19 protein-coding genes and 1 pseudogene are annotated in these 19832 nt (G+C 69.0%); 12 read left to right on the top strand and 8 right to left on the bottom strand.

Going from position 1 to position 19832, the window contains the following annotated elements:
• Positions 1-8 precede the first annotated feature (8 nt).
• Positions 9-767 carry a sulfite exporter TauE/SafE family protein gene (locus ACHMXA_RS05450; protein WP_395319131.1) on the bottom strand — a complete coding sequence of 253 codons (759 nt, stop codon included), beginning with the start codon at positions 765-767 and terminating at the stop codon, positions 9-11.
• A 374-nt stretch (positions 768-1141) separates the two neighbouring features.
• Here ACHMXA_RS05450 and ACHMXA_RS05445 point away from each other — a divergent pair, with 374 nt between their 5' ends.
• Together ACHMXA_RS05445 and ACHMXA_RS05440 are read left to right on the top strand one after the other, a co-directional pair.
• Positions 1142-2380 (top strand): ammonium transporter, encoded by a 1239-nt coding sequence (locus ACHMXA_RS05445; RefSeq protein ID WP_176665798.1) that lies wholly within the window; start codon positions 1142-1144, stop codon positions 2378-2380.
• 23 nt (positions 2381-2403) lie between these two features.
• Positions 2404-2709, top strand: a complete 306-nt coding sequence (locus ACHMXA_RS05440) for a hypothetical protein (protein WP_019655447.1) — start codon at positions 2404-2406, stop codon at positions 2707-2709.
• Between the two features lie 111 nt (positions 2710-2820).
• Here the strand turns inward: ACHMXA_RS05440 and ACHMXA_RS05435 are convergent, their stop codons facing one another.
• The 5 genes and pseudogenes from ACHMXA_RS05435 to ACHMXA_RS05415 form a co-directional block, all read right to left on the bottom strand.
• A complete protein-coding gene (locus ACHMXA_RS05435) occupies positions 2821-4491 on the bottom strand; it encodes a thiamine pyrophosphate-binding protein (RefSeq protein WP_395319128.1) in 1671 nt (556 codons plus the stop codon).
• Between the two features lie 157 nt (positions 4492-4648).
• Positions 4649-5878, bottom strand: coding sequence for a pyridoxal phosphate-dependent aminotransferase (locus ACHMXA_RS05430; protein WP_395319126.1), 1230 nt, complete (start codon positions 5876-5878; stop codon positions 4649-4651).
• Positions 5875-6781: pseudogene (locus ACHMXA_RS05425) on the bottom strand (amino acid ABC transporter substrate-binding protein). Before ACHMXA_RS05425 ends, ACHMXA_RS05430 begins: the two are co-directional and overlap by 4 nt.
• A gap of 101 nt (positions 6782-6882) precedes the next feature.
• Positions 6883-8421 (bottom strand): aldehyde dehydrogenase family protein, encoded by a 1539-nt coding sequence (locus tag ACHMXA_RS05420; protein WP_395319124.1) that lies wholly within the window; start codon positions 8419-8421, stop codon positions 6883-6885.
• Between the two features lie 148 nt (positions 8422-8569).
• Positions 8570-8989: an MAPEG family protein gene (locus ACHMXA_RS05415; protein ID WP_395319122.1), complete on the bottom strand. Its 420-nt coding sequence runs from the start codon at positions 8987-8989 to the stop codon at positions 8570-8572.
• Between the two features lie 131 nt (positions 8990-9120).
• On the opposite strand from ACHMXA_RS05415, the gene ACHMXA_RS05410 reads away from it, so the two are divergent.
• Both ACHMXA_RS05410 and ACHMXA_RS05405 read left to right on the top strand, forming a co-directional pair.
• A complete protein-coding gene (locus ACHMXA_RS05410; protein ID WP_395319120.1) occupies positions 9121-9666 on the top strand; it encodes a hypothetical protein in 546 nt (181 codons plus the stop codon).
• Positions 9663-9974, top strand: coding sequence for a hypothetical protein (locus ACHMXA_RS05405; RefSeq protein WP_395319118.1), 312 nt, complete (start codon positions 9663-9665; stop codon positions 9972-9974). Before ACHMXA_RS05410 ends, ACHMXA_RS05405 begins: the two co-directional genes overlap by 4 nt.
• An 18-nt stretch (positions 9975-9992) precedes the next feature.
• Here ACHMXA_RS05405 and ACHMXA_RS05400 read toward each other — a convergent pair whose 3' ends face one another.
• On the bottom strand, positions 9993-10877 hold the full coding sequence (locus ACHMXA_RS05400; RefSeq protein ID WP_395319116.1) for an IclR family transcriptional regulator: 885 nt from the start codon (positions 10875-10877) through the stop codon (positions 9993-9995).
• A gap of 218 nt (positions 10878-11095) precedes the next feature.
• Between ACHMXA_RS05400 and ACHMXA_RS05395 the strand changes: the two genes are divergently transcribed.
• From ACHMXA_RS05395 to ACHMXA_RS05365, 7 genes are all read left to right on the top strand, one after another.
• Positions 11096-12169 carry an ABC transporter ATP-binding protein gene (locus ACHMXA_RS05395; RefSeq protein ID WP_395319114.1) on the top strand — a complete coding sequence of 358 codons (1074 nt, stop codon included), beginning with the start codon at positions 11096-11098 and terminating at the stop codon, positions 12167-12169.
• A complete protein-coding gene (locus tag ACHMXA_RS05390) occupies positions 12166-13026 on the top strand; it encodes an ABC transporter permease (protein ID WP_395319112.1) in 861 nt (286 codons plus the stop codon). The genes ACHMXA_RS05395 and ACHMXA_RS05390 overlap by 4 nt, the downstream gene beginning before the upstream one ends.
• 88 nt (positions 13027-13114) lie before the next feature.
• The gene (locus tag ACHMXA_RS05385) at positions 13115-13909 is read left to right on the top strand and encodes an ABC transporter permease (RefSeq protein WP_395319110.1); all 795 of its coding nucleotides are present in this window, start codon (positions 13115-13117) and stop codon (positions 13907-13909) included.
• Positions 13910-13921: 12 nt separating this feature from the next.
• Positions 13922-14221 carry a (2Fe-2S)-binding protein gene (locus ACHMXA_RS05380; RefSeq protein WP_395319108.1) on the top strand — a complete coding sequence of 100 codons (300 nt, stop codon included), beginning with the start codon at positions 13922-13924 and terminating at the stop codon, positions 14219-14221.
• Complete coding sequence (locus tag ACHMXA_RS05375; RefSeq protein WP_395319106.1) at positions 14218-15633, top strand: FAD-dependent oxidoreductase; 1416 nt, start codon at positions 14218-14220, stop codon at positions 15631-15633. The genes ACHMXA_RS05380 and ACHMXA_RS05375 overlap by 4 nt, the downstream gene beginning before the upstream one ends.
• Positions 15630-16778, top strand: coding sequence for an NAD(P)/FAD-dependent oxidoreductase (locus ACHMXA_RS05370; protein WP_395319104.1), 1149 nt, complete (start codon positions 15630-15632; stop codon positions 16776-16778). Before ACHMXA_RS05375 ends, ACHMXA_RS05370 begins: the two co-directional genes overlap by 4 nt.
• A 21-nt stretch (positions 16779-16799) precedes the next feature.
• Positions 16800-17849, top strand: a complete 1050-nt coding sequence (locus tag ACHMXA_RS05365) for an ABC transporter substrate-binding protein (RefSeq protein WP_256099031.1) — start codon at positions 16800-16802, stop codon at positions 17847-17849.
• A 7-nt stretch (positions 17850-17856) separates the two neighbouring features.
• Here the strand turns inward: ACHMXA_RS05365 and tet are convergent, their stop codons facing one another.
• Positions 17857-19080 carry a Tet(A)/Tet(B)/Tet(C) family tetracycline efflux MFS transporter gene (tet, locus tag ACHMXA_RS05360; protein ID WP_395319101.1) on the bottom strand — a complete coding sequence of 408 codons (1224 nt, stop codon included), beginning with the start codon at positions 19078-19080 and terminating at the stop codon, positions 17857-17859.
• A 97-nt stretch (positions 19081-19177) separates the two neighbouring features.
• Between tet and tetR the strand changes: the two genes are divergently transcribed.
• A complete protein-coding gene (gene tetR / locus ACHMXA_RS05355) occupies positions 19178-19831 on the top strand; it encodes a tetracycline resistance transcriptional repressor TetR (protein WP_395319099.1) in 654 nt (217 codons plus the stop codon).
• The last annotated feature ends 1 nt before the right edge of the window (position 19832 follow it).

The following is a 19832-nucleotide window of genomic DNA, read 5'->3' as shown; positions in this document are numbered from 1 at the left end:
TTGCTTCGTTATTTCAGGAATGCGTCGTAGGCGGTCTTCAGTATCAGCGCGCTCACCACCACGATGAACACCACCCGCACGAAGCCCGCGCCGTGCTTGAGCGCAACCCGCGTGCCCAGCACGCTGCCGGCCACGTTGGCCACCGCCATCACCAGCCCGTAATGCCACCAGACGTGGCCCTTGGCCGCCAGCAGGATCAGCGCGGCGGCGTTGGTCAGCGTGTTGATGATCTTGGCCGAGGCCGAGGCGTTGAGGAAGTCGTAGCCCATCCAGCGCACGAAGAGGAACACCAGGAAGCTGCCCGCGCCCGGGCCGAAGAAGCCGTCGTACAGCCCGATGCAAAGGCCGATGGTGCAGGCCGCCAGCGTCTCGGCGTGGCCGGAGAAGCGCGGCGCGTGCATGCGGCCCATGTCCTTGCGCGCCAGCGTGTAGAGCAGCACGCCCAGCAGGATGAGCGGCAGCGCCTTGCGCAGGAAGTCGCCCGGGAACATGGTGACGCCCCAGGCGCCCAGCATCGAGCCGGCAAAGCCGAGCAGCGCGGCCGGCCACAGCGCGCCCCAGCGCATCTGCACCCGCTGGCTGAACTGGGCCGCGGCGGCGGCCGTGCCCCAGATGGAAGCGCTCTTGTTGGTGCCCAGCAGGGTCGCCGGCGGTGCACCCGGGAAAACGGCGAACAGCGCAGGCACCAGGATCAGCCCGCCTCCGCCCACGATCGAATCGACAAAACCCGCGAGCGCAGAGGCGCCCGTGACCACCAGCATTTCCATAGGGCGTGGATTGTCTCACCCCGGTGCTATCGAAAAAGTAGCTTGAAAGGCCGATGCCCCAAGCCCCGCGCAAATAAAAAAGGCGCCGACCAGCGGCGCCTTTCAAGCTTGGACAGGCATCTCGTACGGAGCCTTTGAAGAATTTTTATTGTTGCTTGGGGGGTTTGTCTCCTCGGACCCTCGGCACACGAGCAGGGCCCGTTCGCGAGTGCGCAGACTTTAGGGGCACGCACCGCCTCAGTGCATAGGGAATTACCCGCTTTGCCTTACCGAATAAGCCCGGTTTGCAAACCAAAGTGTTTCTGATAGTTAACGACGTGGCACGACTTGTGCACGGGGCGCCTGAGTCCACCACTTGAAGAAGAAAGCGACCAATGGCCCTGGCACCGCAAGCCTCCATCAACGCGGCAGACACCGCATGGATGATGACCTCGACCGCGCTGGTGCTGCTGATGACGCTGCCCGGCATCGCTCTCTTCTACGCGGGCATGGTGCGCCGCAAGAACGTGCTGGCCACCATGGCGGCGGTGGTGGCGATCGCCGCGACGGTCTCGCTGACCTGGTTCGCGCTGGGCTATTCGCTGGCCTTCACCGAGGGCTGGCCCTGGCTCGGCGGCTCCGGGCGCTTCTGGTTCTCGGGCTTCGAATACCTGAAGGAGGCCGGCCAGCTCGCGGTGAGCCACGTGGCGCCCAACGTGCCCGAGTCGGTCTACGCGATGTTCCAGCTGACCTTCGCGATCATCACCACCGCGCTGGTGCTCGGCGCCTTCGTCGAGCGCATGCGCTTCTCGGCGATCCTGTGGTTCGCGCTGCTGTGGAGCGTGCTGGTGTACGCACCCGTCGCGCACTGGGTGTGGGAGCCCGGCGGCTGGCTCGCGCAGATGGGCGCGCTCGACTTCGCGGGCGGCTCGGTGGTGCACGTCAACGCCGGCATCGCGGGGCTGGTGTGCGCCTATGCGCTGGGCTCGCGCAAGGGCTACGGCCGCGAGGCCTTCGAGCCCTACAACCTGGCTTTCACCATGACCGGCGCCGGCCTGCTGTGGGTAGGCTGGTTCGGCTTCAATGCCGGCTCGGCGGTGGCGGCCGACGGCCGCGCGGGGCTGGCGATGCTGGTCACGCACATCGCGGCGGCCGCCGGCGCCATGAGCTGGATGCTCGGCGAATGGATCGTGCGGCGCAGCCCCTCGCTGCTGGGCCTGTGCTCGGGCCTCGTGGCCGGGCTGGTGGCCATCACGCCGGCGGCCGGCTTCGTCACGCCGCCGGCCGCGCTGGCCATCGGCGCCATCGCGGGGCTGGCCTGCTACTGGGGCGCCACCGGCCTGAAGCACCTGCTGGGGGCGGACGACTCGCTCGACGTGTTCGGCGTGCACGGCATAGGCGGCATCGTGGGCGCGCTGCTGACCGGCGTGTTCGCCGACCCGCGCGTCTCCGGCGCCACGGGCGACGTGCTGACGCAGGCGATCGCGGTCGGCAGCGTGGCCATCTTCAGTGCGACGGGAACGGCGGTGGTGCTGTTCCTGGTGCACGTCATCGTCGGCCTGCGCGTCGATGCCGACAGCGAGCTGCTGGGCCTCGATCTTGCACAGCACAGGGAACATCTCGGGAGCAGCTGACCCACCGACGGAGGAAACAAGCCATGTCGCCATCCATGTCCGAAAGCGAACGCATCGCCCTCGCCGCCCGCCTTCACGTGGCACTGCGGCGAAAGCACGGCCGCGTGACCGACACCGAATGGATGGCGACCAATGCCGAGTACGCCGCCGAGATCGTGCGCATGACCCGCGCGCACGCGGCCGACACCAAGGACGAGGAGCTCTACCTTCTCGCCACCCGGCTGGAGCAGGCGATGGAGCCGCTGGCCCGCGCCGCGCGCCTGGCGGCACGCCAGCCCGACGGCCAGCCGCCCACGCCGCCGCCGCGGTACGTCGGCGGCCTGCGCTGATACGCAGCCAGTTCGCGGGACACCGGGGAACCGGCTTTGCCGGGCCGCAGGTGTCGCCCCCGGTGAGGGGGTGGCGAAGCGACACGAAGTGCGCGCAGCCTGGGGGAGTGCTCAGTTCCCGAGCGCCGCCTTGCGGATCGACTGCAGCGTGCTGCCCGGCGTGATGGCCTCCGGGTCCAGCAGGCAATGCAGGATCGCCGGCTTGCCGCTCGCTCTCGCGCGGGCCAGCGCGGGGCCGAATTCTTCGGTGCTCTCGACGCGCTCGCCGTGGCCGCCGAACACCTCGGCGTAGCCCCGGAAGTCGGGGTTCTTCAGCTGCGTGGCACTGATGCGGCCCGGGTAGTGCCTTTCCTGGTGCATGCGGATGGTGCCGTACATGGCGTTGTCCAGCAGCACCACGATGATCGGCAGGCCGTACTGCACGGCGGTCGCGAATTCCTGGCCGTGCATCATGAAGTCGCCGTCGCCCGCGAACACCACCACCTCGCGCTGCGGCCACAGCCGCTTGGCGCCGACGCCGGCCGGCAGGCCGTAGCCCATCGAGCCGCTGGTGGGCGCGAGCTGGCTGGCATACGCGCGGAACGGCCAGAAGCGGTGCACCCAGGTGGCGAAGTTGCCCGCGCCGTTGCAGAAGATGGTGTCGGCCGGCAGCACCTCGCGCAGGTGCTTCATCACCTCGCCCATCTGCAACGGGCCCGGAATGCGGATGGGCGACGGGTCGCTCCAGCGCAGGAAGTCTTCGCGCGCGGCCTTCGTCTCCGCCTGCCAGGCCGGCACCTGTGCGGGGCGCAGCGTGGAAACGGCCTCGGCGAAGGCCTGCGGCGTGGCGTGGATGCCCAGCGCCGGGCGATACAGCCTGCCCAGTTCGTCGGCATCGGCATGCACGTGCACCAGCGCCTGCTTCGGCTGCGGGATGGACAGCAGCTCGTAGCTCTGCGAGGGCACCTCCGACAGACGCCCGCCGACCAGCAGGATCAGGTCGGCATTGCGGATGCGCTCCAGCATCCTGGGGTTCACGCCCAGGCCGAGGTCGCCCGCATAGCAGGGGTGATCGGCCGACATCAGCATCTGCCGGCGGAACGAGCAGTACACGGGCAGCGAGAACGCCGCCGCGAAATCCGCGAACTGGCGCGACGCCTTCTCCGACCAGCGGCTGCCGCCCAGGACGACCACCGGCCGCTGCGCCTGCGACAGCCGCTGCTGCAGCTCGGCGAGCTGCGCCGGGCCGGGGTACGTTTCAGTGACGGCATAAGGCTGCGCGTCGGCCACCGTCGCGGCCTCGGTCAGCATGTCTTCCGGCAGCGCGATCACCACCGGGCCGGGTCGGCCCGAGGTCGCGACATGGAAGGCGCGCGACACCAGCTCGGGCACGCGCGCAGGGTCGTCGATCTGCACCACCCACTTGGCCATGGTGCCGAACACCGCGCCGTAGTCCAGTTCCTGGAAAGCCTCGCGGCCCAGCGCCTCGCGCGCGACCTGGCCGACGAAGAGCAGCAGCGGCGTCGAATCCTGGTGCGCGATGTGCACGCCGGCCGAAGCATTGGTGGCGCCCGGCCCGCGCGTCACGAAGCACACGCCCGGCCTGCCGGTGAGCTTGCCTTGGGCCTCGGCCATCATCGTCGCGCCGCCTTCCTGGCGGCACACGGTCACTGCGATGGAGGCGTCGTGCAGCGCGTCGAGCACGGCGAGAAAGCTCTCGCCGGGCACGCAGAAGAGCTGCTCGACGCCATGGGTGACGAGCTGGTCGACCAGGATCTGGCCGCCGGTGCGGGATGAAGTCATGGGGTTTCCAGGGAAATGAAGGTGTCGGGTATCGCTCCTTCCCCCTCTGGGGGAAGGTTGGGATGGGGGCAAGCGGCGATGGAAAAGCCCGCGGCACCGGATACGCCGCCTGCCCCCACCCCTGCCCTCCCCCAGCGGGGGAAGGAGAAAAGCGGGTTCATTCCAGCGCCTCGCAGGCAGCCTGGATGCGCTTGCATGCCTCTTCCAGCTGCGCCATCGAGGTCGCATACGAAATGCGGAAATACGGCGCCAGCCCGAACACGCTGCCCGGCACCACCGCCACCTCGAAGTCCTGCAGCAGGTAGCGGCAGAAATCGCTGTCGCTGCGCAGCAGCATGCCGCTGCGGGTGCGCCGGCCGAGCACGCCGGCGCAACTCGCGAAGGTATAGAACGCGCCTTCGGGCACGCGGCAGTGCAGCCCCGACGAGCAGTTCAGCGCGGCGACCACGAAGTCGCGCCGCGCCTGGAAGTCTGCGCAGCGCTGGGCCACGATCTCCTGCGGCCCGGTCAGCGCCTCGATCGCCGCTGCCTGGCTGATCGACGAGGGGCACGACGTGGTCTGGCTCTGCACCACGGCCATGGCCGCGATCAGCGCGCGCGGACCGGCGCCGTAGCCCACGCGCCAGCCGGTCATCGCATAGGCCTTGGACACGCCGTTCACAGTGAGCGTGCGTTCGCGCAGGCGCGGCTCCACCGCCACCGGTGTGGCGAAGGCCAGCCCGTCGTAGAGGATGTGTTCGTAGATGTCGTCCGCCAGCACCCAGACCCGCGGATGGCGCAGCAGCACATCGCACAGCGGCTTGAGCTGGTCGGCGCTGTAGGCCGCGCCGCTCGGGTTCGACGGCGAGTTCAGGAACAGCCAGCGCGTACGCGGCGTGATGGCCGCTTCGAGCTGCGCGGCATCGAGCCGGAAGCCGTTGGCCTCGGTGCCGGCCACGGGCACCGGCACGCCGCCGCAGATCTGCACGATGTCGGCGTACGAGGTCCAGTACGGCGCCGGCAGTATGACTTCGTCGCCCGGGTCCAGGCTGGCCATCAGCGCATTGAAGATCACCTGCTTGGCGCCCGCGCTCACGCTGATCTCGTCGGGCGCGAAGTCGAGCGCGTTGTCGCGCCTGAACTTGAGCTGCACCGCCGCCTTCATCGCCGGGCTGCCGTCGAGCACGGTGTAGCGCGTGTCGCCTCTGCCGATGGCCTGCACGGCGGCGTCGCGCACGTTCTGCGGCGTGTCGAAGTCGGGCTCGCCCGCGCCCAGCACGATCACCGGGCGGCCGGCGCGCTTGAGCGCGTTGGCGTGGTCAGTGATGCGCAGGATCTCCGAGACGCCGATGGCGCGAACGCGCTGCGCGGGCTCGAAGACGATGGAGGTGGCGGTATCGACGGTCACTTGGCGTAGGCCTCCAGCGGCTTGTCGTTGGGTTCGGCGATGAGCTGCTTCAGCGTCGCGCTCATCGGCAGGTTCAGGCTGGTGTTCTTCGGCGGGATGGCCGCGACGAACCACTTGGTGTAGATCTTCTCGAGCTCGCCGCTCTTCATCATGCGGCGCAGCGAGTCGTCTACCGCCGACTTGAAGGCCGGGGTCGTCCTTGCGGAACAGCAGCGCGATCGGCTCCGAGCCCAGCGGCTCGCCCACGATGCGGTAGGCCGAGGGGTTCTTCGAGTTCGCAATGATCCCGGCCAGCAGGTTGTCGTCGAGCACGAAGGCATCGGCGCGGCCCGACTCCATCAGGAGGAAGCTTTCCAGGTGGTCCTTGCCGAGCATGGTGTTGTACGAGACGTTCTGCGCGCGCTCGCGCTTGCGCAGCAGCTGCACCGCCGTGGTGCCGGTGGAGGCCGACACGTTGCGGCCCGCGAGCTGGTCGAGGTTGGCGATGCCCGAGTCGACCTTGGTGGCCATGCGCACCTCGCTCACGTAGGTGGTGAGCGCGAAGGCCACCTGCTGCTGGCGCGCGGTGTTGTTGGTGGTGGGGCCGCAGCCGATGTCGAGCGTGCCGTTCTGCACCAGCGGAATGGTGTTCTGCGCGGTCACGGCCATGTACTCCAGCTTCGCCTGCGGCGCGATCTCCTTCAGCACGCGCTCGCACAGTTCGACGTGGTAGCCCACGTACTTCTCGCCCGCGCCCAGCATGTAGGCCATGGGCGGCGAGGCCTCGCGCACGCCCAGCACCACCTTGCCGCTGGACTTGATCTTGTCGAGCGTGCCGCCGGTGGCGGCGGTCTGCGCGATGGCGCCGCACGACAGCGCGAGCAGGCCGGCTGCAGCGGCGATGGCCTTGAAGGAAATCCTCATTTCTTCTGTCTCCTGGTTGTGGTTCTGGTTGCAGTGAAGGCATGCGGCTGCCCGCCTCGCCGCGCGAAGCGGCAGGCCCGGGCGGTCCGGAAAGCGATCGGTCAGTCGCCGATGTCGAAGGTCACGCCCTGCGCGAGGGGCAGCGCAGTCGAGTAGTTGATCGTGTTGGTCGCGCGGCGCATGTACGCCTTCCAGCTGTCGGAGCCGGCCTCGCGTCCGCCGCCGGTTTCCTTCTCGCCGCCGAAAGCACCGCCGATCTCCGCGCCGCTCGGGCCGATGTTGACGTTGGCGATGCCGCAGTCGGAGCCCGAGCTCGACATGAAGCGCTCGGCCTCGCGCATGTTCAGCGTGAAGATCGACGACGACAGGCCCGCGCCCACCGCGTTGTGCTGCTCGATGGCCTCGTCGAGCGAGCTGTAGCGCACCACGTAGAGGATGGGCGCGAAGGTCTCGCGCAGCACCGGGCCCTCATGCGACTTCAGCTCCACCAGCGCGGGGCGCACGTAGTAGGCGTCGCTCGTGCCGATGCCCTCCACGCGCTGGCCGCCGTGCACCTTGGCGCCGATCTCGCGGCTTTCGGAAAGCGCCTTCTGCATGCCGTCGAAGGCCGCGCGGTCGATCAGCGGACCGACCAGCGTGCCGGCCTCGCGCGGATCGCCCACCTGCACGTTGCCGTAGACCTTGGCGAGCTTGGGCACCAGCTGGTCATACACGCTCTCGTGCACGAAGAGGCGCCGCAGCGTGGTGCAGCGCTGGCCGGCCGTGCCCATGGCCGCGAAGGCGATGCCGCGCAGCGCGAGGTCGAGGTCGGCCGAGGGCGTGACGATGGCGGCGTTGTTGCCGCCGAGTTCCAGGATGGCACGTGCGAAGCGCGCGGCCAGCTTCGGCCCCACCTGGCGGCCCATGGCGGTCGAGCCGGTGGCCGACAGAACGGGCACGCGGTGGTCGTCCACCAGCACCTCGCCGATGTCGCGCTGGCCCAGCAGCAGGCCCAGCAGGCCTTCGGGTGCATCGCCGAAGCGCTCGATGGCGCGCTGCGCGATGGCATGCACGGCCAGCGCGGTCAGCGGCGTCTTCTCGGAGGGCTTCCACACCACCGGGTCGCCGCACACCAGCGCCAGCGCCGCGTTCCACGACCACACGGCCACCGGGAAGTTGAAGGCCGAGATCACGCCGCACACGCCCAGCGGGTGCCAGGTTTCCATCATGCGGTGCTCGGCGCGCTCGGTGGCCAGCGTGAGGCCGTAGATCTGGCGCGAGAGGCCGACCGCGAAGTCGCAGATGTCGATCATCTCCTGCACCTCGCCCGCGCCCTCGGACGGGATCTTGCCGGCCTCGAGCGTGACGAGGCGGCCCAGGTCGGCCTTCGCCGCGCGCAGCTCTTCGCCCAGCAGGCGCACCAGCTCGCCGCGGCGCGGCGCCGGCACGTTGCGCCAGGCCTTGAAGGCCTCGTGCGCGCGGCCGATCACCGCCGTGGCTTCGGCCGGCGAGGTCTGCGGCACCTGCGCCACCACTTCGCCGCTGACGGGCGAACGCACCGTCAGCTCGCCGCCGGTGTGGACCGAGCGGGGCACGCCCAGGCGCTGCAGCAGCTGTTCGACTTCGGTGGCGACGGGAAGAGAGGGTTGGGCTTCGGACATGAGCGCTCCGGGGACAGATGAAGGGAAAGACGGGAAGGCAGCGGGAGGCCTGATCCGGCCAATATCAGCGAATCCCGCCCGATTGCCTAATGAAAATATGGAAGGACCTGATGCGTTTCAGGAAGGATCCCGGGCCGTTGACGTGCGCCTAGCGCACCAACCGGGCGGCCGCCAGGATCCACAGCGCCACCAGCACCACATTGCTCGCCGCGAACACGCCCAGCCGGTGCAGCACGTGGTTGTAGGTCAGGTGCACCACGCTGTGCAGGGCCCGCAGCCCCACGTAGGCCCAGGCCAGCCACACCGCCGCGGGCGTCGGCTGCGCCGCCACGTAGAAGACCAGGCACACCACATAGAACAGCATCGGCAGTTCCAGCAGGTTCATGTAGTTGCGGTTGGGAATGCGCACGGCGTCCGGAACCGCAGCCGACTCGCCCAGCCTGAAGTCGGCCGCCCGGACTTCGCGGCGCAGCACGGCGCGCACGCGCGTGAAGGGGATGAGCAGCAGCACCATGCCCGTGAGGGCTGCGAGGGCGAAGACGGGGTAGAGGATCGAGGGGTTGTTCATTTTCGCGGTGTCTCCTCGGGCGCATTGTCGTGGGGCGGATCGCGTCGCCGACGGCGGGAAAAGCTGAAATTTGCGCTCGATATCATGGGCGCGGCGCGTGACGCCAAGACTAGAAAAATCAGGGAGTACTTATGACGACAGAGGCTGTTTCGGTCGGCCGGATCCAGCATTCGGCACCGACATTCACGCTCTATGGGCGCATCGCCGCAGCGCCCATAGGCAAAGTTGGCAAGCCACATCCAAGCTTGCATATTTCGCTCATCATCGACGACGCCTACAACGGCATCACCGTCATCGACGGGCAACCCACAATGGTGGAGGCAGGTCTGCGCAACGTGCTGCGGATCAGAACAAACATGTACGCAAATTCGCTTCCTCCGGGTGTGGTGGTCAAGATTCCATTGGCTCCGCCCGATGGCATGAGTCCCGAGGCGTTCTCACGCGAACTGATCAAGAGAGCGCTGAACTTCTCGAGCTACGTGTCGCCCTACAGCTTTCCGACACGTTTTCAGGGTGACCGGATGACCCCCGGCGAATACAACAGCAGCTCCTACCTCGCCGCGCTTCTCAGGAGCGTGATGGGCCGGGTGCCCGAGCTCCGGGTTGCGGGCTACCAGACACCCGGCTGGGAGGAGCCGATGCCGCTGCACTTCTTCAAGGGCGAGGCCATCCGATGAAGCCCGGCTTGCGTCTTGCGCTGAACATGGCCGCCTGGACCGTGGCGATTCCCGCTCTGGGGATCGTCGGCTCGCTGCTCGGCAAGACGGTGTTCCGCTCGGCCGAGGCCGAAGGGGTCATGGCGCATGCGATGGAGGTTCTGCTCGTCGTGTGGGCAGCCTTCATCTACTGGCGCTGCGTTCCTTCGGCATCGAGCTTGCCGAGGCGTGCGATCTACCTAGTACTCTTCGCCGCGACGATGGCGATGCTCGGCTACTTCGCGCTGGGCGCGGCCATCATGGTCGTGATCATGCTCTTCGGCCTCTAAGACCCAAGCCGCGCAACCTCAGCCCGTCGCCTCCGGCGCGCTGATCCGCTGCCCCGCCGGCGAACTCGCCAGGCTCTGCGCCGGCCGTCTCAGCGTCGCGTCGAAGGGATTGATCCTCGGCCCGATCGCCGCCGCCTCGCGTTTCAGCAGCTCGACCACGGTCGGCATGCGGTCGGCGTTGAGCCGGTCGGCGATGGTGCCGACGCTGAGCGCCGCCACCGCGCGGCCTTCGCGGTCGAGGATGGGCACGGCCACGCCGGCCATGCCTTCGAGCAGGCCGGTGTTGCGGCCCGCGTAGCCCGCCTGGCGCACGCGCTCGATCTCGGTGCGCAGGTAGACCTCGTCGTACACGCCGTACTCGCGCACGCGCGAGAGATTAAAGCGGATCACCTCCTCGCGCTCGGCCTCGGGCAAAAAGGCCAGGATCGCGAGCGCGCCCTGCCCCACGCCCAGCGCGATGCGCCCGCCGATGTCGCCGGTGAATGAGCGGATGGGAAAGGGCCCTTCGCTCCTGTCGAGGCACACGGCGTCGAAGCCGCTGCGCGCCAGCAGGAAGATGCTGTCGCCGAGGCTTGCGCACAGGCGCAGCAGCACGGGGCGGCAGATGGAGCGCAGGTCGCCGGGATTGCCCGCGCTGGCGGCGAGCGCGAAGAAATCGATGCTCAGGCGGTAGAGCTTGCTGCGCTCGTCCTGCTCGACCATGCCTTCGGCCATGAGCGACTGCAGCAGCCGGTGCGTGGTGGCCTGGGTGAGGCCCACCGAGCGCGCGATCTGGGTCACGCGGCCGCCCTCGGCCTGCACCGCACCGAGCGCGCGGATCACCGAAAAGACGCGCGGCACGCCGCCGCTGGCCGCCGCGCCCGACCCTGCGCCGGCCGGGGTGTTCGCCGAAGAGCTCTCCATACCTTCCTCCTGCGGAATTCGATTGATCGACCGCGCCCATCATATTCCGTTGAACGGAATAAATTGAAGAAATATTCTGATTAGTGGAATACCCGAGGCGATCTGGCTCAATCGTTGCAATAGAGTGAATCAAGAACAGCAAGCTGTCCATGGCCCGCACCAAGTCGAAGCAAGGTGCCTGAAGCCATCTTTTCGCCCTCCGAAGAAAGGCCCGTTCCATGTCATTCCTGCGGCTCACCGACGTGACCAAGTTCTATGGCGCCACCCGTGCGGTGACGGACATGAATCTCTCGGTGGAAAAGGGCGAGTTCGTCTCGCTGCTCGGTCCCTCGGGCTGCGGCAAGACGACCACGCTCCAGATGATCGCGGGCTTCGAGGCGGTGAGCGGCGGCCGCATCGAGCTCGCGGGCAAGGACATCACGCACGCCAAGGCCAACACGCGCGGGCTGGGCATCGTGTTCCAGACCTACGCGCTGTTCCCGCACATGACGGTGGCCGACAACGTGAGCTTCGGCCTCGAGATGCGCAAGATGCCCAAGGCCGAGCGCACCGAGCGCGTGAAGCAGGCGCTGGCGCTGGTGCACCTCGAGCAGCACGCCGCGCGCTACCCGCGCGAGCTTTCGGGCGGCCAGCGGCAGCGGGTGGCGCTGGCGCGCGCGCTGGTGATCGAGCCGCCGGTGCTGCTGCTGGACGAGCCGCTGTCGAACCTCGACGCCAAGCTGCGCGAGGAGATGCAGTTCGAGCTGCGCCAGATCCAGCGCAAGGTCGGCACCACCACGGTGATGGTCACGCACGACCAGAGCGAGGCCATGTCGATCAGCGACCGCGTGGTGGTGATGGAAGGCGGCCGCGCCACGCAGATCGACCATCCCCAGCGCGTGTACGAGCATCCGGGCACGCGCTTCATCTCCACTTTCGTCGGCAAGGCCAACCTGCTGGACTGCCGCGTGTCGGGCAGCGGCCCGGAGCGCACCTGCGTGGAGGTGGGATCGCTCTCGCTCGACGTTGACGACACCGGCTTCGACCTGAACGCGGGCGCGCTGCTGAGCGTGCGGCCCGAGAAGCTGCAGCTGGTGGCACCGGGCCAGGGCCGCATCGACGGCGAGGTGCTGGAGCGTTTCTTCCTCGGCAGCCAGTGGCTCTACCGCGTGGCGACTTCGGTCGGCGAGCTCATGGTGCTGAGCCCCAACGACGGGCGCGAGGCCCTCGCCGAAGGCAGCCGCACCGGCATCGACTGGCCGACGCACTGCATGCGGCTGCTGCCGGCCGATGAAAAGGCTGTCGCGGCATGAGCACTTCGAAGAGCAAGGCCACGCCGTGGTGGCTCTCCGGCCCCGCGCTGCTGCTGTTCACGGTGCTGCTGGTGGTGCCGCTCGGGCTCACCGCCGTGCTGTCGTTCAACGTCTACGACCCGGCCACCGGACCGAAGGCCGGCGAGTTCACGCTCGCGCACTACGCGCTCGTGTTCTCCGATTCGTACTACCTCGGCATCTTCTGGCGCACCTTCTGGGTCTCGGCGCTGGTCACGCTGATCTGCGTGCTGATCGGCGCGCCAGAAGCGTATGTGCTGAGCCGCATGCGCAACCCGTGGCGCTCGGTGCTGCTGCTGGTGGTGCTCGCGCCGCTGCTGGTGTCGGTGGTGGTGCGGGCCTTCGGCTGGAGCATGCTGCTGGGCCCCGAGGGCGCGGTGAACGGGCTGCTGCAGCTCGTGGGCATCGGGCCGGTGAAGATTCTCTACACGAGCTCGGCGGTGGTCATCGCACTGGTGCACGTGATGCTGCCTTTCATGGTGATCCCGGTGTGGACCTCGCTGCAGAAACTCGACCCCGGCGTGGAGAACGCGGCCCTCTCGCTCAACGCCACGCCCTTGACCACGCTGCGGCGCATCGTGCTGCCGCAGGTGATGCCGGGCATTCTCTCGGGCAGCCTGATCGTGTTCGGCCTCGCCGCCAGCTCCTTCGCGATTCCGGGGCTGCTGGGCGGACGACGGCTGAAGATGGTCGCGACCATCGTCTACGACGAGTACCTGAGCGAGCTCAACTGGCCGCTGGGTGCTGCTGTGGCGCTGGTGCTGCTCGTCGCCAACCTGGCTGTGATGCTCAGCTACAACCGGCTCGTAGAAGGCCGCTACAAGAAGGCATTGGGGTGAACATGGCCCCCACGCTCCATCACTTCGTGTATTCGCTGCCCCCCGAGGGGGCGCGTGCCTCCCTTGGGGCGGACCGGCAGGAGGCGCCATGAACAAGAACGGTCCCATCGCCCTCGCGTTCAACGCGCTCGTCATCGTCTTCATGCTGGCACCGCTGGTGGTGGTGTGCGTGGTGGCGTTCACGCCCGAGAACACGCTGACCATTCCGACCACGCATTTCTCGCTGCGCTGGTTCGAGGCGGTGTTCGCGCACCCCGACTTCGTGCAGTCGTTCTGGAACAGCCTGTGGCTCGCGCTGAGTTCGGCCACCATCGCGACGCTGCTCGCCGTGCCGGCCGGCATGGCGATCACGCGCTACGAGTTTCCGGGGCGCAACTTCTTGAACGGCCTGTTCCTCTCGCCGCTGATCGTTCCGCACCTGGTGCTGGGCGTGGCGCTGCTGCGCCTGTTCTCGCTGGTGGGCGGCACGGGCAGCTTCGGCTGGCTGGTGCTGGCGCATGCGCTCATCGTCACGCCCTACACGCTGCGGCTGGTGGTGGCGGCGCTGGTGGGCTTCGACCGCAGCGCCGAGCAGGCCGCGCTCTCGCTGGGCGCGAGCCAGGCCACGGTGTTCCGCCGCATCACGCTGCCGATGATCCTGCCGGGCGTGACGGGCGGCTGGATGCTGTCGTTCATCAACAGCTTCGACGAAGTGACGATGTCGATCTTCGTCACCTCGCCGAGCACGGTCACGCTGCCGGTGCGCATGTACATGTATGCGACCGAATCCATCGACCCGCTGATGGCCGCCGTGTCGGCGCTGATGGTGGCGGTGACGGCCTTCGCGATGGTGCTGCTCGACCGCGTGTACGGGCTCGACCGCGTGCTGGTGGGGCGCAGATAGATGAAGACGACCATGACCGCACACGCATTGCTTCACCGCGTGGCCGAAAAGAGCGGCCGCGCGACGGTGCCCTTCACGCTCGACGGCGAACCCGCGAGCGCCCTGGCCGGCGACACCGTGCTGACCGCCGTGCTCACCCAATGCGGCCAGCTGCGCCGCAACGAGTTCAGCGGCCTGCCGCGCGCGGGCTTCTGCATGATGGGCGCCTGCCAGGACTGCTGGATCTCCACCGACGAGGGCGAGCGCCTTCGCGCCTGCTCGACCTTCATCGCGCCGGGCATGGCGCTGGTCACCGGAAGGGACGGCGCATGACCGCAGCGACAAGCGACCTCCGCCCGGTGATCGTCGGCGCAGGCCCGGCCGGCGTGCGCGCCGCGCAGACGCTGGTGGCGCACGGCCTGAAGCCGGTGGTGATCGACGAGGCTTCGCGCGCCGGCGGCCAGATCTACCGCCGCCCTCCTCCCGGGCTGGCGGCATGCGACAAGCAGACGCTCTACGGCTTCGAATCGAAGCGCGCCGACGCGGTGCACATCGCCTTCGACACGCTGCAGGGCCGCATCGAGCACCATGCCGACAGCCTCGCGTGGAACGCGCAGGACCAGGTGCTCGACGTGATGCACAACCCCACGCTCGGCAACCGCCGCGTGCCCTACAGCCACCTGATCGTCGCAACGGGCGCCACCGACCGCGTGCTGCCGCTGCCGGGCTGGACGCTGCCCGGCGTCTACACGCTGGGCGGCGCGCAGGTCGCGCTCAAGTACCAGGGCTGCGCCATCGGGCGACGCGTGGTGTTCATGGGCACCGGGCCGCTGCTCTACCTGGTGGCCTATCAATATGCGAAGGCCGGCGTGGACGTGGCCGCCGTGCTCGACACGGCACGCCTCACCGACCAGATCGCCGCCGCGCCCGCGCTGCTGGCGCAGCCGGCCGTGCTCGCCAAGGGCATCTACTACGTGGGCTGGCTGCGCGCGCACGGCGTTGCGCTGCATGGCGGCGTGCGTCCGCTGCGCGTGCTCGGCGACGAGGCGCAGGGCCGCGTCACCGGCGTGGCCTGGCTCGACGGCGGGACCGAGCGCACGATCGACTGCGATGCGGTGGGCTTCGGCTACGCGCTGCGCTCCGAAACGCAGCTCGCCGACCTGCTCGGCTGCCGCTTCGACTACGCGCCGCTGCACCGCGCGCACCTGCCGGTGCGTGACGCGGCGGGGCGCTCCAGCGTGCGAGGCGTGTACCTCGCGGGCGACGGCGCCGGCATCATGGGCGCCGACGCGGCCGAGTGGGCGGGCGAGCGCGCGGCGCTGGCGCTGCTGCAGGACGCGGGCATCGCCATCGACACCGCGCGCGCATCGGAACTCGAACGCAAGCTCGACAGGCTCGCCGGCTTCCGCCGCGGCCTGGAGCGCGCCTTTCCCGTGCCGCAGGACTGGGCCGAGAACGCGAGCGACGATCTCGTGATCTGCCGCTGCGAGAACGTCACCGCCGGCACGCTGCGCCAGACCATCACCAACACCGGCGCCGACGAGATGAACCGCCTGAAGGCCCTGTCGCGCGTCGGCATGGGCCGCTGCCAGGGCCGCATGTGCGGCGCCGCGGCCGCCGAGATCCTCGCGCATGCGACGCGCCAGCCGCTGCAGCAGGTGGGCCGGCTGCGCGGGCAGGCTCCGATCAAGCCGATTCCGCTGCGGCTGGTGCCGGCTGCACCGACTGAAGGGAGCGGCGCATGAGTTCCATCAGGCAGCTGAAGGCCGACGTGGCCATCGTCGGCGGCGGCATCGTCGGCTCCTCTGCCGCGCTTGCGCTGCGGCGCATGGGGGCGCAGGTGGTGCTGCTGGAGCGCGACCTCTGCGGCTCGCGCTCCAGCGGCGTGAACTACGGCGGCGTGCGCCGCCAGGGCCGTCCGGTGAGCCAGCTGCCGCTGGCGCAGCGCGCGCACCGCATCTGGGGCGACCTGGCCGCGCTGCTGGGCACCGACGGCGAATACATCCGCTCGGGCCACTTCAAGATCGCGCGCAGCGAATCGGACATGGCCTCGCTCGAGCGCTACCGTGCGCTGAGCAGCGACTTCGACCTGGGCCTGGAGCTGATCTCCGGCGCGCGCCTGCGCGAGCAATGCCCGTGGCTCGGCACGCGCGCCGTAGGCGGCTCGCTGTGCGCGGAAGACGGGCAGGCCAATCCGCGCCTGGTGTCGCCGGCCTTCGCGCTCGCGGCGCAGCGCGCCGGAGCGCAGGTCTTCGAGCGCCACAAGGTCGACGAGGTCGCGCACGACGGCGCGATGTTCATGGTGCGCAGCGGCAATGCGCTCGAAGTGCAGGCGCCGGTGCTGCTGAACTGCGCGGGCGCATGGGCCGGCGCCATCGCAGCTCAGTTCGGCGAGACGCCTCCCCTGTATGCGCGCAGCCCCGTGATGGCGGTGACGGAGCCGGTGCCGCACTTCATGCAATGGAGCCTTGGCGTGGAGGGCGGCGGCATCTACTGCCGGCAGGTCGAGCGCGGCAACCTCGTGCTCGGCGGCGGCACGGGCATCACGCTCGACGCCGAACGCTCGCGCGCCGAGCGCGACGCCATCGCCACGCTCGCGATGCAGGCCATCGAACTGCTGCCGGTGCTGCGCCACGCGCACATCATCCGCACCTGGGGCGGCACCGAGGGCTACCTGCCCGACCGCGAACCGGTGCTCGGGCCCAGCCGCACCACGCCCGGCCTGTTCCACGGCTTCGGCTTCGCGGGCGCGGGCTTCCAGATCGGCCCGGCCGCCGGCGAAGTGCTGGCCGACCTCGCACGCGACGGGCGCACCGACACGCCCATCGACGCCTTCGCCATCGAGCGCTTCGACGGCGCCGACGAATCCCTCACCGCATCCCCCACCTGAACCTGAATGGAGAGCATCGCCATGTCCCAGAAGTCCTCGATCAGAACCCTCCCGCTACTGGCCGCGCTGCTCGCGGCCGCCGGCATCGCCGGTGCGCAGACCAAGACCCTCTACATCGGCATGAACGGCGGCACGATGGAGAAGGCGTACACGCAGTACGTCTTTCCGGCCTTCGAGAAGGCCTACGGCGCGAAGGTGGTGGTGGTGCCGGGCACGTCCTCCGACATCCTCGCCAAGGCGCAGGCCAACAAGGACAAGCCGCAGATGCACGTGATGTTCCTCGACGACGGCGTGATGGTGCGCGCCATCGGCATGGGCCTGTGCCAGAAGCAGAAGCCCAGCCAGTCGCTCAGCGAGATCTACCCGGCCGCGCGCTTCAAGGACGACATGGCCAGCGGCGTGAGCCTGGGCATGACGGGCCTGGCCTACAACGCGAAGATGTTCAAGGAGAAGGGCTGGGCGCCGCCCACTTCGTGGATGGACCTGGCCGATGCGAAGTACAAGGGCAAGGTGGTGTTCCAGTCGGTGTCGTCGTCTTCCTTCGGGCTGCACGGCTTCCTGATGTTCAACCGCATCCAGGGCGGCAACGACAAGAACGTGGAGCCCGGCTTCAAGGCCTGGCCCACCACCATCGGGCCGAACGTGCTGGAGTACATCCCGAGTTCGGCCAAGCTCTCTGAGATGGTGCAGACCGGCGAGGCCGCGATCTTCCCGCTCACGCCCACGGCCGTGGCCGCGATGAAGAGCAAGGGCATTCCGGTGGAATACGCGCCGCCCAAGGAAGGCGCGGTGGTGCTCATGGTGGGCCAGTGCGTGATCGCCAACAACACCGAGCCCGAGCTGTCGCAGAAGCTCGCCGAGTTCCTGCTGAGCCCGCTCGCTCAGGCCAACGTGCTGCAGTACGGCGCGCAGATTCCCACCAACCCGAAGGCGCCGGTGGTGGGCGACGGCGTGGCGCAGGTGGCCGACATCAACAAGTGGATGAAGACCGCGGTGACCATCGACTGGGAAAGCATCAACGCGAACCGCCCGGCGTGGAACGCGCGCTGGAACAAGACCATCGAGAAGTGACCCTTCTTCAGCCGCGCGCGGTGCTGCTCCTGCGCAGCAGCACCGGCATGCACAGCAGGTAGACCGCCGCGCCCGCCAGCCACGCGATGCCGGGAAAGCGCAGGCGGAAGGCGAAGTAGAGCTGGCTGATGAGCAGCGGTCCGAACACCGAGGCCAGGCTCGACAGGCTCGCGAGCACGCCCTGCAGCCGTCCCTGCTCGGCCTCGCCCACGCGGGCCGAGAGCATCGACTGCAGCGCGGGCGCGCCGATGCCGCCCGTGCACAAGAGCGGCAGCAGCGCGAGCGCCATCCAGCCCTGCGTGGCGAAGGCCAGCAGCGCATAGGCGGTGCAGTCGGCCGCGGTGCCGATGGCGATGGCCGCGCGCTCGCCCCAGCGCTCGACCAGCGGCCCCGCCACGAAGCCCTGCATCAGCGCCTGGATGAGCCCGAAGACCGCGAGCGAGACGCCGACCATGGTGCCGTTCCACGAAAACTTGTCTTCGCCGTAGAGCACCCAGGTCGTGCCTGCGACCTCGCCCACCAGCATCAGCACCATGAACACGCCGAGGATGGGCAGCAGCGCGGGAAAGCTCTTCGCCCAGCGCAGCGGCGCGAGCGGATGCAGCACGCCTCGGTCGAAGGGCTGCGAGGCGAGCTTCGACGGGCGCGACTCGCGCAGCAGCAGCAAGGCCGCGAGGAAGGTCAGGCCGTTGAGCACCGCGGCGGCGACGAAGGGCAGCCGCACGCCGTGGTCGCCGAGCACGCCGCCGAGCGCCGGCCCCGCGATGAAGCCGATGCCGAAGCACGCGCCCATGCGGCCGAACCAGCGCGCGCGCTGGTTCTCGGGCGTGAGGTCGGCGATGGCGGCGGAGGCCACCGCCATGTTCGCGCCCGTCATGCCGGCGATCGCGCGGCCCACGAACAGCATCCACAGCGAGGGCGCGAAGGCCATGAAGAGCGCGTCGACGGCCGCGCCCGCCACCGAGACCAGCAGCACCGGACGGCGGCCGAAGCGGTCGCTGAGCGCACCGAGCACCGGCGCGCAGAGGAACTGCATCAGCGCGTAGAGCGAGAGGAATGCGCCGAAGCGCCAGCCGAGGTCGCCCGTGTGGCCGACCTCGCGCAGCAGGCTGGGCACGATCGGCATGACCAGGCTGATGCCGATCGCGTCGAGCGTGACGATCGCGAGGATCACCACATGCGCATGGCGGCCGCTCGCGAAAGGGGTTGGAAGTGCGTTTGAATTTATCATCGATAAGGAATTATCAGCGATAAATTCCTGGGCGTGAAGTACCCTCCCCGATCGACATCGGCACACACATACGTACGCACGCACGCACATCGGAAGAATGAAACTGGACCGCGAAGTGATCCTCGAGACAGCGCTCACGCTGCTCGACGAGGTGGGAATGGACAAGCTCAGCACGCGGCTGCTGGCCGAACGGCTCGGCGTGCAGCAGCCCGCGCTGTACTGGCATTTCAGGAACAAGCGCGCGCTGCTCGATGCGATGAACGGCGAGATCCTGCGCCGCGCCCACGAGCGCAAGCTGCCGGAGCCCGGCGAGACCTGGGACGCCTTCCTGCGAGAGAACGCGCGCAGCTTCCGCCGCGCGCTGCTGGCGCGGCGCGACGGCGCGCGGCTGCATGCGGGCTCGGAGCCCGATCCGGCCGACCTCGACATGGTCGAGGCGCAGCTCGCCTCGGTGGTCCGCCTGGGCCTGCCCGCGCCGCAGGCGATGACGCTGCTGATCGCCCTGGGCCGCTACACCGTGGGTTGCGTGCTGGAACAGCAGGCGACGCCGCCCGACGCAGCCGAGCAGCAGCAGGCGCTCGACGCCGCCGCGGCTTCGCGCCCGTTGCTGGCCGAGGCCTTCGCCAACTACCGGAAGGCCGGGCCCGACGCGCTGTTCGAGATCGGCATCGACCTCATGCTGGAAGGCGCGAAGGCGCGCATGGCGGGCAATGCGCCGGCCAAGCGCCGCACTGCCGCACCGCGCCGCTGAA

Origin of the sequence: Variovorax sp. UC74_104, assembly GCF_044055375.1 — a bacterium.
GTDB lineage: Bacteria > Pseudomonadota > Gammaproteobacteria > Burkholderiales > Burkholderiaceae_C > Variovorax.
The sequence above is the reverse complement of the archived record's forward strand: the minus strand, read 5'-3'. Positions and strand labels throughout refer to the sequence as shown.

Coding starts and splice junctions, on each gene's coding strand:
- ACHMXA_RS05450 (WP_395319131.1), bottom strand. CDS start 767: ATGGAAATGCTGGTGGTCACGGGCGCCTCTGCGCTCGCGGGTTTTGTC.
- ACHMXA_RS05445 (WP_176665798.1), top strand. CDS start 1,142: ATGGCCCTGGCACCGCAAGCCTCCATCAACGCGGCAGACACCGCATGG.
- ACHMXA_RS05440 (WP_019655447.1), top strand. CDS start 2,404: ATGTCGCCATCCATGTCCGAAAGCGAACGCATCGCCCTCGCCGCCCGC.
- ACHMXA_RS05435 (WP_395319128.1), bottom strand. CDS start 4,491: ATGACTTCATCCCGCACCGGCGGCCAGATCCTGGTCGACCAGCTCGTC.
- ACHMXA_RS05420 (WP_395319124.1), bottom strand. CDS start 8,421: ATGTCCGAAGCCCAACCCTCTCTTCCCGTCGCCACCGAAGTCGAACAG.
- ACHMXA_RS05415 (WP_395319122.1), bottom strand. CDS start 8,989: ATGAACAACCCCTCGATCCTCTACCCCGTCTTCGCCCTCGCAGCCCTC.
- ACHMXA_RS05410 (WP_395319120.1), top strand. CDS start 9,121: ATGACGACAGAGGCTGTTTCGGTCGGCCGGATCCAGCATTCGGCACCG.
- ACHMXA_RS05405 (WP_395319118.1), top strand. CDS start 9,663: ATGAAGCCCGGCTTGCGTCTTGCGCTGAACATGGCCGCCTGGACCGTG.
- ACHMXA_RS05400 (WP_395319116.1), bottom strand. CDS start 10,877: ATGGAGAGCTCTTCGGCGAACACCCCGGCCGGCGCAGGGTCGGGCGCG.
- ACHMXA_RS05395 (WP_395319114.1), top strand. CDS start 11,096: ATGTCATTCCTGCGGCTCACCGACGTGACCAAGTTCTATGGCGCCACC.
- ACHMXA_RS05390 (WP_395319112.1), top strand. CDS start 12,166: ATGAGCACTTCGAAGAGCAAGGCCACGCCGTGGTGGCTCTCCGGCCCC.
- ACHMXA_RS05385 (WP_395319110.1), top strand. CDS start 13,115: ATGAACAAGAACGGTCCCATCGCCCTCGCGTTCAACGCGCTCGTCATC.
- ACHMXA_RS05380 (WP_395319108.1), top strand. CDS start 13,922: ATGACCGCACACGCATTGCTTCACCGCGTGGCCGAAAAGAGCGGCCGC.
- ACHMXA_RS05375 (WP_395319106.1), top strand. CDS start 14,218: ATGACCGCAGCGACAAGCGACCTCCGCCCGGTGATCGTCGGCGCAGGC.
- ACHMXA_RS05370 (WP_395319104.1), top strand. CDS start 15,630: ATGAGTTCCATCAGGCAGCTGAAGGCCGACGTGGCCATCGTCGGCGGC.
- ACHMXA_RS05365 (WP_256099031.1), top strand. CDS start 16,800: ATGTCCCAGAAGTCCTCGATCAGAACCCTCCCGCTACTGGCCGCGCTG.
- tet (WP_395319101.1), bottom strand. CDS start 19,080: ATGATAAATTCAAACGCACTTCCAACCCCTTTCGCGAGCGGCCGCCAT.
- tetR (WP_395319099.1), top strand. CDS start 19,178: ATGAAACTGGACCGCGAAGTGATCCTCGAGACAGCGCTCACGCTGCTC.